Origin of the sequence: Streptomyces sp. NPDC007189 (assembly GCF_040703635.1) — a bacterium.
Classification (GTDB): Bacteria; Actinomycetota; Actinomycetes; order Streptomycetales; family Streptomycetaceae; genus Streptomyces.
Window position 1 is genome coordinate 204,311 of the sequence record NZ_JBEYEY010000005.1, and the last position, 11,015, is coordinate 215,325.

At 72.8% G+C, this 11,015-nt stretch carries 11 protein-coding genes; 6 read left to right on the top strand and 5 right to left on the bottom strand.

The window, feature by feature from the left end:
- Positions 1-83: 83 nt before the first annotated feature.
- Positions 84-869: an AfsR/SARP family transcriptional regulator gene (locus AB0950_RS12915; RefSeq protein ID WP_360148030.1), complete on the bottom strand. Its 786-nt coding sequence runs from the start codon at positions 867-869 to the stop codon at positions 84-86.
- Positions 870-1,365: 496 nt separating this feature from the next.
- On the opposite strand from AB0950_RS12915, the gene AB0950_RS12920 reads away from it, so the two are divergent.
- The 6 genes from AB0950_RS12920 (at position 1,366) to fabI (ending at position 6,548) form a co-directional block, all read left to right on the top strand.
- Positions 1,366-2,373 carry a DUF2156 domain-containing protein gene (locus tag AB0950_RS12920; protein WP_366778503.1) on the top strand — a complete coding sequence of 336 codons (1,008 nt, stop codon included), beginning with the start codon at positions 1,366-1,368 and terminating at the stop codon, positions 2,371-2,373.
- A 32-nt stretch (positions 2,374-2,405) separates the two neighbouring features.
- On the top strand, positions 2,406-2,555 hold the full coding sequence (locus AB0950_RS12925; protein ID WP_330337294.1) for a hypothetical protein: 150 nt from the start codon (positions 2,406-2,408) through the stop codon (positions 2,553-2,555).
- Between the two features lie 243 nt (positions 2,556-2,798).
- Complete coding sequence (locus tag AB0950_RS12930; protein ID WP_360148024.1) at positions 2,799-3,899, top strand: acyl-CoA desaturase; 1,101 nt, start codon at positions 2,799-2,801, stop codon at positions 3,897-3,899.
- A gap of 159 nt (positions 3,900-4,058) precedes the next feature.
- Positions 4,059-5,426, top strand: coding sequence for an MFS transporter (locus AB0950_RS12935; protein WP_360148021.1), 1,368 nt, complete (start codon positions 4,059-4,061; stop codon positions 5,424-5,426).
- Positions 5,427-5,454: 28 nt separating this feature from the next.
- Positions 5,455-5,784, top strand: a complete 330-nt coding sequence (gene fdxA / locus AB0950_RS12940; RefSeq protein ID WP_360148018.1) for a ferredoxin — start codon at positions 5,455-5,457, stop codon at positions 5,782-5,784.
- Positions 5,781-6,548 carry an enoyl-ACP reductase FabI gene (gene fabI, locus AB0950_RS12945; protein WP_360148015.1) on the top strand — a complete coding sequence of 256 codons (768 nt, stop codon included), beginning with the start codon at positions 5,781-5,783 and terminating at the stop codon, positions 6,546-6,548. Before fdxA ends, fabI begins: the two co-directional genes overlap by 4 nt.
- Before the next feature lie 55 nt (positions 6,549-6,603).
- Here fabI and serS read toward each other — a convergent pair whose 3' ends face one another.
- The 4 genes from serS to AB0950_RS12965 all read right to left on the bottom strand — a co-directional run bounded on the left by serS (position 6,604) and on the right by AB0950_RS12965 (position 10,974).
- On the bottom strand, positions 6,604-7,881 hold the full coding sequence (gene serS / locus AB0950_RS12950) for a serine--tRNA ligase (protein WP_360148012.1): 1,278 nt from the start codon (positions 7,879-7,881) through the stop codon (positions 6,604-6,606).
- Complete coding sequence (locus AB0950_RS12955; RefSeq protein ID WP_360148009.1) at positions 7,874-9,343, bottom strand: APC family permease; 1,470 nt, start codon at positions 9,341-9,343, stop codon at positions 7,874-7,876. The genes serS and AB0950_RS12955 overlap by 8 nt, the downstream gene beginning before the upstream one ends.
- 180 nt (positions 9,344-9,523) lie before the next feature.
- Positions 9,524-10,744, bottom strand: a complete 1,221-nt coding sequence (locus AB0950_RS12960; RefSeq protein ID WP_360148006.1) for a beta-ketoacyl-[acyl-carrier-protein] synthase family protein — start codon at positions 10,742-10,744, stop codon at positions 9,524-9,526.
- Positions 10,744-10,974: a phosphopantetheine-binding protein gene (locus AB0950_RS12965; protein ID WP_076095786.1), complete on the bottom strand. Its 231-nt coding sequence runs from the start codon at positions 10,972-10,974 to the stop codon at positions 10,744-10,746. Before AB0950_RS12965 ends, AB0950_RS12960 begins: the two co-directional genes overlap by 1 nt.
- Positions 10,975-11,015 lie beyond the last annotated feature (41 nt).

Consider the following 11,015-nt stretch of genomic DNA (forward strand, 5'->3'; position numbering starts at 1 on the left):
GAGGTGGCGTCACCGCAAGGAGCGTGACAACCGGGGCTGACCGTGCGCTGACGGGCCGCCGACGCGCGCAACCACCGCCCGCGTCAGGCGGGTTGGAGAAGGCGGTCGCCGCTGAGGGCCGGGTCGTGGGAGAGGATCGCGCTCTCGATCCGGCGCAGCGCGGGGGAGGGCTGGATGCCGAGTTCGTCGTCGAGCCGGCGCCGCATCCGGTGGAAGACGTCGAGGGCGTCGGCCTGCCGTCCCGCGCCGTACAGCGCGATCATCAGCTGCTCGCAGAACCGCTCCCGCAACGGGTGGTTGGTGTGCGCCTCGGCCAGCTCCGCGAGCACCGCCGCATGGTGGCCGAGCCGCAGCTCGGCGTCGAAGAGCAGCTCCAGCGCCCGCATCCGGTACTCCTCGTAGCGGGCGCCCGCCAGCTGGCACAGGGTCCCGCCGGGGAAACCGCCGAAGACCGGCCCGCGCCACAGCGCCAGCGCGTCCGCGAGCAGCCGCGCGGTGTGCCCGGCGTCGCCCGGCGCCGCGGACTCGGCCAGCCGCACCGCCCGCACGAACTCCGCGGCGTCCAGTTCCCCTTCGCCCAGCCCGAGCCGGTAGCCGGCCGGATGGATCGTCACCCTCGACACCGGCCGCTCCGGCTCCAGCGCCCGCAGCCGGCGGCGCAGCCGGCTGATGTGCGCCTGCAGCGCGTTGGCCTGGTTGTCGGGCGCGGCCTCGCCCCACATCTCCTCGGCCAGGCTCTCCCCGGAGACCGGTCGGCCCTCACTGACCAGCAGCGTCTGCACCAGGATCCGCTGCAGATCGCCCGGCACGTCCGCCGGGCCCGCGTCGGTGCGTATCTGCAGTGGCCCGAGAACGGAGAACCTCAGCATGTCTTTTCCCCCTGGACGACCTTGACGACAATTCCTCGGCGACGGTTTTTCCGCTGTTCTGCTGCGGTGGAATGGCTGAGCTGCCGAACGCGCCACGCCCCGGCGGGCCTTTTTCTCGAGCGGCCCGCCGGGGCGGTTGCTCCGCCGGGACGGGGGGCGGCCGGCGGTTCCTGGGAAACCGGTGTCCGTCGCCTTCGGCGGAACACCGGCAGAGGGTGGTCTCTCTTCCGCGCGGCGGACGGTGAATTCTCGTTCACCCGCGTACGGAAAGCATGAACCGGCTTGTGGTGGAGACTGCGGTGGAGCGGGCGGGCCCCTGGCTCCGGTGACCCGTGCCGTTCACATGCCTCACATTGGCAGTGCACGCTGACGGAAAGCTGACACGCTTCTGACGCAGGCAAAGGAATTTCCATCTGCCCTTTTCCCGGACATCCCGACGGTGCTGTACTCCCTTCGGAACTCCCTTGCCGTGAAAGGCTCCCGAAAGGGGTACGGAATGACCGCCACCACCACCGAAACCACCACCCACGACCGGATTCTCGACGCGATACGCCGGCACACCGCGAGCGAGAACCCGAGTTCGTTCCTGGCGCTCAACAGCGGAAACAGCGTCTTCACCGTGCCGGGCGCGGACGGGGCCGTCGTCTACCGGCGCACCGGCCGCTGGGCCGTGCAGTTCGGCGGCCCCTTCGCCGCCGAGGAGGACTACGGCACCCTGCTGAACGCCTTCCGCGCCCACGTCCGGGGCGAGGGCCTGAACCTCGTCGGCGTCCAGCTGCAGCGCACGGACGCCGAGCGCTACGCCGGGCGCGGCTTCACCGTCAACCAGGTCGGCGCCTCCTGGGCGGTGAGCCTCGACGGGTTCACCCTGCGCGGAACCAAGTTCATGCAGCTGCGCAACAAGATCTCCCGCGCCCACCGCAACGGCCTGACCATCCACGAGGCCGACGCGGCCGACGTGGGCGAGGCCATCGCCACCATCGACCGGGCCTGGCTCGGCTCCAAGGGCGGCGCCCAGCAACTGGAGTTCCTCGTCGGCCAGATCGGCGGCGCCGCCCAGGCGCACCGCCGGCTGTTCGTCGGCACCATCGACGGCGCCCCGGTCGCGTACATCTCGTACTCGCCGGTGTACGGCAGCCGGGCCGGCTGGATGCACGACCTCAGCCGCCGCATCCCCGAGGGCTCCCCGGGCCTGATGGAGGCCATCAACGCGCACGCCGTCGAGGTGTTCCGGACCGAGGGCGTCGAGTGGCTGCACTTCGGGTTCACGCCGTTCACCGGGCTCGACGCCGCCCATGAACTCGACGGGCACAGCGCCGCGTTCCAGTGGCTGATGCACGCCCTGTGGGCCGAGGGCGCGGCGCTGTACCCGGCCCAGACCCAGCTGTCGTACAAGCAGAAGTGGGCGCCCGACGTGACCATCCCCGAGTACGTCGCCTTCGACGGGCCGCAGGCCTCGCTGCCCGGGTTCGCGCACATCTTCCGCGCCTGCAACGCCTTCTGACGCTCCATCAGCCCAAGGCCAGGAGACACATCATGAGCCAGTCCACCGAGGAACTCCAGCACGCCATGGTCGAGCAGCTCATGGCCGTCATCGGCGCCCCCGACGACCAGCAGGTCGCCGACGCCGCCGACGCGGTCGTCCGCGCCCTCGACGAGCGGCTGCGCACCGAGGCCGCCGCCTGAGCGCGCCGGCTGGATCAGACCGGCATCAGTGCCACATCAGTGCGGCGCGGAACGCTGGACGTGCGTTCGCCCGGCGGTCCGGGCGCGGGAGCACCGCACTGTGCTCCCGTCGTCCGGGCCTGCCGGGCGGGCCGTAGCCCGCGACCGCACGCGGGAGCTGAAGTCGACTCGCGGCGCCCGCAGCTCCGCGGGGCAGCGGCGCCGCCGCCCGCCACCGGGCACTTCTCCCAAGGAGAGCAACGCATGCAGCGTCCGCACATCCAGACGGCCGGGGTCCCGGCCTCCGAGGCCGCCCCGCGCCCCGGCGCCTCGGCGACCTTCGCCGAACTGCTCAAACGGGTCAGGGCCGAGGGCCTGCTCGACCTCGACCCGCGCTACTACGTGGGCAAGCTCGCCCTCAACACCACCCTGCTGCTGATCGGCTTCGCCGCCTTCTTCGAGCTGGGCGACTCCTGGTGGCAGCTCGTCACGGCCCTGTGGATGGGCCTGTGCGGCGGCCAGTCGGCGTTCATGTGGCACGACGCCGGCCACAAGGCGATGTTCCGCAGCAAGAAGGCGGCCTCCGCGGTCGGCTACGTCCACGCCAACCTGGTCAACGGGGTCAGCTACGGCTGGTGGGTCAACCACCACAACCGGCACCACAGCAACCCCAACCACCTGGACATGGACCCGGACATCGGCCGGCGCACCGCCATCTTCGACATCAAGCAGTACCCCACCCGCAAGGGCACCCAGAAGCTCGTCGTGCGCTACCAGAGCGTGCTGTTCTTCGTGCTGCTGGTCCTCGAGGGCTTCAAGATGCTGAAGACCGCGGTCAAGTCCATCGTCACCGGCAAGACCAAGCGGCCCGTGCTGGAGACCTTCCTCATCCTGCTGCGCGCCGCCGTCTATCTGACCTGCGTCTTCACCGTCCTGTCCCCGGCGCTCGCGGTCGCGTTCATCGTCGTCCAGCACGCCGCCCTCGGCGTCTACTTCGGCATGATCTTCGCCCCGAACCACAAGGGCATGCAGGTGCGCGACGGCGAGGAGGAGACCCTGGACTGGCTGGAGCGCCAGGTCCTCACCTCCCGCAACATCCGGCCGAGCCGGCTGGTCGACTTCCTCTACGGCGGCCTCAACTACCAGGTGGAGCACCACCTGTTCCCGGCCATGCCGCAGAAGAACCTGCCGCGCGCCCGCGAACTGACCATGCAGTACTGCGCCGAACGCGGAGTGCCCTACCACGAGGTCGGCTTCTGGGCCTCGTACCGCGAGGTCGCCTCCTTCCTCCACGAGGTCAGCGCCCCGGTCCGCCGCGGTGACGTGGAGGAGCAGATCCGGCGCCGGGCCATGGAATCGGTCTGACCCCGGCTCGCCGGTTCCCAGGGCGACCCACCGCCACCCCGCTCCCCACATCCCCCACACCCCACACTCCGGCCCCCGGGCCGTACGCCCGGGCCCGCCGGTGGCCCGGGCGGCTCCTTGGCCACGGGGCGACGCGACAGTCCGTAAGGAGCCAGCCCCATGTCCCAGACCACCGCGGCGGCGGGCGGCCTCACCGCCCCCGCCCCGATCGGCGCCCGCCTGGACCGGCTGCCGATCACCCCGCTGCACCGCAGACTCACCGCCGTCGTCGGCGTCGGCCTGTTCTTCGACACCTTCGAGAACAACCTGTCCGGCACCATCGGCAAGGTGCTGCAGAGCGACTTCGGCTTCGGCGCGACCTCGCTCAAGCTCGTCCTGGCCTCCGCGTTCCTCGGCCAGTTCCTCGGGTCCCTGACGCTCGGCCGGATCGCCGACCGGTTCGGCCGGCGCCGGGCCTTCCAGCTCAACCTGGCCATCTACTCGGTGGCGTCCCTGCTCGGCGCCCTCTCGCCGAACGCCGCCTGGCTGATCGCGACCCGCTTCGCCGCCGGCCTCGGCATCGGCGCCGAACAGGCCCTGGCCGACTGCTACCTGGCCGACGTGCTGCCCGCCTCCAAGCGCGGCCGGTTCATCGCCCGGGCCTACACCCTCGCCTTCTGCGGGGTCCCCGCGGTCGGCTTCGCCGCCCTGTGGCTGGTGCCGCGCACCCCGCTCGGCGTGGCCGGCTGGCGCTGGCTGTTCGTCCTCGGCGCCCTCGGCTCGGCCGTGGTGTGGATCCTGCGCCGGGGCCTGATCGAGTCCCCGCGCTGGCTCGCCACGCGTGGCCGCGCCGCTGAGGCCGAACGGTTGGTGTCGCGCATGGAGGCGGAGGCGGCCGGCCGGGGCCTGCTGCTGGACCAGCCCGCACCCCGGGCCGGGACTCCGGCGGACGACACCCGGCTGCGCGACGTCCTCCGCCCCGGCCTGCGCCGCCGCACCCTCGTCCTGTGGCTGTTCTGCCTGCTCTCGGTCGTCGGCTACTACGGCTTCGGCACGCTCGCCCCGCAGATCGTCGCCGCCAAGGGCTACGGCATCGTCGCGGGCCTCGGCTTCACCGCGCTGTCCTTCCTCGGCTACCCCGTGGGCTCCGCCCTCGCCCTGCCGGTCGTGGACCGCGTCGAGCGCCGCACCCTGATCGCGCTGTCGGCGACCGCGATGGTCGCGGCCGGACTCGGCTTCGCCTACGCGGACTCCGCAGAGCTGATCGTGGTCTGCGGCTTCGCCTACACCCTCTGCAGCAACGTCTTCTCCAGCGTCTCCCATGTCTACCTGTCCGAGCAGTACCCCACCGCGATCCGGGCCACCGCCGCCGGCGCCGCCTACTCGCTGTCCAAACTCAGCGCCGCCGCGCTGCCGTTCGTCCTGCTGCCGGTCCTCGACGCCCACGGCCCCGGCGCCCTGTTCGCCGTGATCGCCGCCGCCATGGCCGTCCTCGCGCTCACCGTGCTGACGCTGGGCGAGCGCACCACCGGCACCCCGGTCGACTGAACCCGCCCATGAGAACAAGGAGTTGAAGATGGCCTACGTCATCGGACTGCCCTGCGTCGACGTCAAGGACCGCTCCTGCATCGACGAATGCCCCGTCGACTGCATCTACGAAGGCCGCCGCGCCCTGTACATCCATCCGGAGGAATGCGTGGACTGCGGCGCCTGCGAACCGGTCTGCCCGGTCGACGCCATCTACTTCGAGGACGACCTGCCCGAGGAGTGGGGCGACGACCACGCGGCCTCCAACGCCGACTTCTTCACCGGCCTCGGCTCGCCCGGCGGCGGCAGCGCGCTCGGCCCCCAGGACCACGACTCGGCGCTGGTGAGCGCGCTGCCCAAGGGGGTGTCGGTGGCATGAGCGGCATCCTCGCCGGCAAGCGGATCCTGGTCACCGGGGTGGTCACGGACGCCTCCATCGCCTTCCACGTGGCCCGGATCGCCCAGGAGGAGGGCGCCGAGGTGCTGCTCACCGGCTTCGGCCGGCTCTCCCTGATCGAGCGGTTCGCGGGCAAGCTCCCGGGGCCCGCCCCCGTCATCGAGCTGGACGTCACCGACCAGGACCACCTGGACACCCTCGCCGAGCGGATCGGCGCCCACACCGACTCCCTCGACGGCGTCGTGCACTCCATCGCCTACGGCCCCCAGGGCGCCTTCTCCTTCCTCGACGGCACCTGGGCCGACGTGTCGACGGCCGTGCACGTCTCGGCGTACTCCCTGAAGTCCCTCGCCACCGCCTGCCTGCCGCTGCTGCAGCGGCGCGGCGGCTCGGTCGTCGGCCTCACCTTCGACGCGACCGTGGCCTGGCCGCACTACGACTGGATGGGGGTGGCCAAGGCCGCCCTGGAGTCCACCAGCCGCTACCTGGCCCGCGACCTCGGCGGGCACGGCATCCGCTGCAACCTGGTCGCGGCCGGCCCCCTGCGCTCCATGGCCGCCAAGTCCATCCCCGGCTTCCCGGAGCTGGCCGACGTGTGGACCACCGGCCGCGCCCCGGCCGGCTGGGACCTCACCGACCCCGAACCGGCCGCGCGCGGCGTGGTCGCCCTGCTGTCCGACTTCTTCCCGCGCACCACCGGCGAGATCGTCCACGTGGACGGCGGGGTGCACATGACGGGCGCCTGAACTCCGGGCACGGAAAAGGGGCGGGAGTCCGGCTCCCGCCCCTTTTGCGCTGCCCTCACTCGGTCGCGCCGCCCGGCAGGATCCGCCGGAACCCGGTGTACGGCACCAGCGCCTCGGGCAGCACCACGGACCCGTCGTCCCGGGCGCCCTGCTCCAGCAGCGCGGCCACGGTACGGCCGATGGGCAGGGCCGAGCCGTTCAGGGTGGCCGCCGGAGCCTTGCGGCCGTCGGCGCGCCTGACGCGGATGTCGGCGCGGCGGGCCTGGAAGGTGCCGCAGTCGGAGACCGAGGAGATCTCCCGGTAGGAGCCGCCGCCCGGCAGCCACACCTCGATGTCGTACGTCATCCGTGCCGAGAAGCCCATGTCGCCCGCGGGCAGCAGCACGGTGCGGAAGGACAGTCCGAGGCGGCGCAGGCACTCCTCGGCGTGCCCCACCATCAGCTCCAGCTGCTCCTGCGCCTGCTCCGGCGCGCAGATCCGCACCAGCTCCACCTTCTCGAACTGGTGCAGCCGGAGCACCCCGCGGGTGTCGCGGCCGTACGCCCCCGCCTCCGCGCGGAAGCACGGGGTGCGGGCGGTGAACGCGTACGGCAGGGCGCGCGCGTCCAGCAGCTCGCCGGCGACCAGGTTGGTCAGCGGCACCTCGGCGGTCGGGATCAGGAACAGCTCCCGGTCGCCGACCTGGGTGCGGAACAAGTCCTCCTCGAACTTGGGCAGTTGCCCGGTGCCGGTCATGGTGTCGCGGCTGACCAGGAACGGCACGGACTGCTCGGTGTAGCCGTGCTCGCGCGTGTGCAGGTCGAGGAGGAAGTCGCCGAGGGCCCGCTCCAGCCGGGCGCCGGCGCCCCGGGCCACGCTGAACCGGGCGCCGGAGAGTTTCGCCGCGGCGGGGGAGTCCAGGATGCCGAGCGCCTCGCCGATCTCGGCGTGGTGCCGGGCCCCGGCGGCCGGACGCGGCTCGGGCCCGCCGCGCCGTATCTCCACCGCCTCCTTCTCGGAGTCGCCGTCCGGCACCGCGTCCAGCGGCAGGTTGGGGATGGCGAGCAGCATGCCGGACAGCTCGCCGGCCGCCGTCCGCGCGGCGGCCTCCGCCGCCTGGACCTCGGCCCGCAGCGCACGCGCGGCCTCCTTCTCCGCCTGAGTGGGCGGCCCGGAGCGGCGGGCCTTGGCCGTGCGGTTCAGCTCGGTGCGCAGCCGGGTGACCTCCGCCTGGGCGGCGGTGCGGGCCCGCAGGGCGGTGGCCAGCGCGTCCAGGTCCAGCTCGTGGCGGCGGCGGGCCAGGCGCCGTACGGCGTCGGGGCCCGCCTCGATCAGCTCGTGCGGATCATGCATGGCGGTCTCCTGTCAGGGCGGGGGAGGGAGCAGGGGCGGGCGCGGCGAGGTGCCGGGCGCCGAGCCTGCGGTAGCGCGCCGGGCGTGCCGCGCGCAGCCGGGCGGCGTACGCCAGCCCGCCCAGCGCCACCAGCGGCAGCAGCCAGGGCAGGGCGGCGATCACCTTCGAGGGGGAGCCGGTGAGCATGTCGAAGTTGCCGACGACCAGCCACACGGAGGCGGCCAGCCCGGCGAAGCCGAGCAGCGGGGCGAGGGTCTCCCGCCACCAGTGCCCGCCGCCCCCGCGCAGCCGCAGCCCCAGCACGGACAGCGCGGCCAGCGCCTGCAGGGCGACGATGCCGAGGGTGCCGAGGCCGAGCATGCTGGTGGTCAGATCGGCGTACGGGTCCAGACCGGCCACCGCGAAGCCCGCCACGACCAGCGTCGTCAGCGCGCTCTGCGCAAGGCTCGCCCGGTGCGGGGAGCCGTGCCGCGGGTGCTCGGCGGCCAGGGCGCCCGGCAGCAGCCCGTCCTCGGCGAGGACCTGGGCGTACCGGTTGGCGGCGCTGTGCAGGGCCAGCGTCGCCGCGAACAGGCTGGTGCACAGCAGCACTTGGAGGCCCGTGCTGCCCGCCGTGCCGAGGAAGTCGTCGCCGAGCACGAAGAACAGGTCGCCCATCTGCTTCCCCGCGACCTCCCGCACCCGGCTGCTGCCGACCGCGCCCACCGCCAGCCAGCTGGTCAGCGCGTAGAAACCGGCGATCAGCACCACGGCCGCGTACGTCGCCCGGGGCACGCTGCGCCGCGGGTCCCGGGCCTCCTTGCCGTACAGCGCGGCCGACTCGAAACCGATGAAGGAGACGAACGCGAACATCAGCGAGACGCCGGCGCCGGGGCCGGCGGCCGTGTGCGGCGAGAACGAGACGGCGGGCAGGGCGTGCGCCCCGTGCCGGACGAGGATCGCCACGTCGAGCGCCGCCAGCACGCCGATCTCGCCCAGCATCAGCAGGGCCAGCACACGCGCGCTGAGCGCGATCTCCCGGTATCCGAGCACGGCCGTCAGCACCAGCCCGACGGCGGCGCACCACTCCCAGGAGACCGTCAGCCCGTGCCCGGCGAGCACGAGGTGCGTGAAGTAACCGAGCGCGCCCGCAAGCCCGATGGTGGCGCAGTTGTAGGAGAGCAGGGCGACATACCCGGCCGCGACGGCGGGCGGCTTGCCGAGCCCGTCGGCGACGGAGGCGTAGAAGCCGCCCGACCCGCCGGTCCTCCGGGCGCTCACCGCGTACCCGACCGAGAAGCACAGCAGGGTCACTCCGGCGAACAGGAAGGCCGCCGGCACACCCGCGCCGTCACCGAAGGCGAACGCGAGCGGAACCGTGCCGACCATCGCGGACAGCGGCGCGGCGGCCGCCACGATGAGAAAGAGGATGTGCCCGGTACCGAGCCGGCCGGGGGCGGGCGGGGAACCACTGGTGGACATGGGGACTCCAGAGCAGGGAGGAGAAACAAGGGGAACAGCCGCCCGCAGAGGTTTCTCGACGGACGGCTGCTGGAGCGCCCCGTAAGGGGCGCGGGGCTGTGTCGATGTGCGGCTCCGCCGCGGGGGCGCGACCAGCCGCAACCGGCCCGCAGTCGCCGAACTACAGGCCCAGGCAGACGCCTAGGCGGGTGCAATCGCCAGTGCGGTGTTCTGGCCCCCGAATCCCAGCGAGTTGCTCAGCGCCAGATCGATCGGCATCTCGGTCAGAGTCTGGGCCAGCTTGATCTCCATGCGAGCGTCCGGCAGGACCAGGTTGGCGACCGGCGGAACCATTTCGTGCTCCACACTCAGCACGGCGAACGCGGCCTCGACCGCCCCCGCCGCGCCCAGCAGATGCCCGGTGACTCCCTTCGTGGACGTGACGAGCGGATCCCCGCGCAGGGTCCGCTGGATCATGCGGGCCTCGGACAGGTCGTTGAGCGGTGTCGACGTGCCGTGGGCGTTCACGTGCTGCACGTCGTCGGGGTCGGCGCCCGCGTCGGCGAGAGCCGCCCGCACGGCCGCCTCGATGCCCGCGCCGTCCGGATGCGGGGACGTCATGTGGTGGGCGTCGGCCGTCGCGCCGTAGCCGATGATCCGGCCGTGGACATGGGCGCCCCGCGCCCGCGCGTCCGCCACCCGTTCCATCACGAGGATCCCGGCGCCCTCCCCGGCGACGAACCCGTCCCGGTCGGCGTCGAACGGCCGGGACGCGGACGCCGGGTCGTCGTGCCGCCTGGACAGCGCGCCCATCTGGGCGAACCCGGCCATGACCAGCGGGGTGATCATGGCCTCGCTGCCGCCCGCGAGGACGATGTCGCAGCGGCCCAGGGCCAGCAGGTCCCGGGCCGTGCCGATGGCGGTCGCGCCCGAGGCGCAGGCGGTGGCCACCACCAGGTTGGGCCCGGTCGCCCCGAACTCGATGGCCGTCTGGCCGGCCAGCATGTTCGGCAGCTGCATCGGCAGCAGCAGCGGCGACACCCGGTCGGCGCCCTGCTCGCGCAGCACATGGTGCTGTTCCTCGACGGTGCCCGGACCGCCGTCGGCGCAGCCCAGCACCACACCCACCCGCGCGCCGTCCCAGGTCTGCGGGTCCAGGCCCGCGTCGGCCACCGCCTCGTGCGCGGCGACCAGCGCGAACTGCACGAACCGGTCGAGCCGGTGGGCGCGCCGTGCGCTCAGCAGGGTCTCGGGATCGAAGCCGGGCACCCGGCAGGAGATCTGTACGGGGTTGTCCGCCAGTACCGGATCGAGGGCGGCGGCCGGCCTGCCGTCGCAGACCGCCGTCCAGCTCGGCCCGACCCCGATACCGCCCGGGGTGACCAGGCCGAGCCCGGTGACGGCTATGTCCATGCCGGCCATCAGACCGTCGCGCTCCGCTCCTCCATGAGCCGGACCATGTCGGCCACGGTCTCGGCCTCCAGGAGGTCGTCGTCGCTGATGTCCAGGTCCAGCTCGGACTTCAGCAGCAGCGACAGCTCCACCACGGCCAGCGAGTCCAGCTCGATGTCCTCCCGGGTGGCCTCCGGGGTGATGGCCTCGGGCGACACCTTGAGCTTGTTGGACAGGATTTCCTTGAGCTGCTCCAGCATGACGGTTCCTTTCGAAGGTGTACGCGCCGCGCGTACCGCTG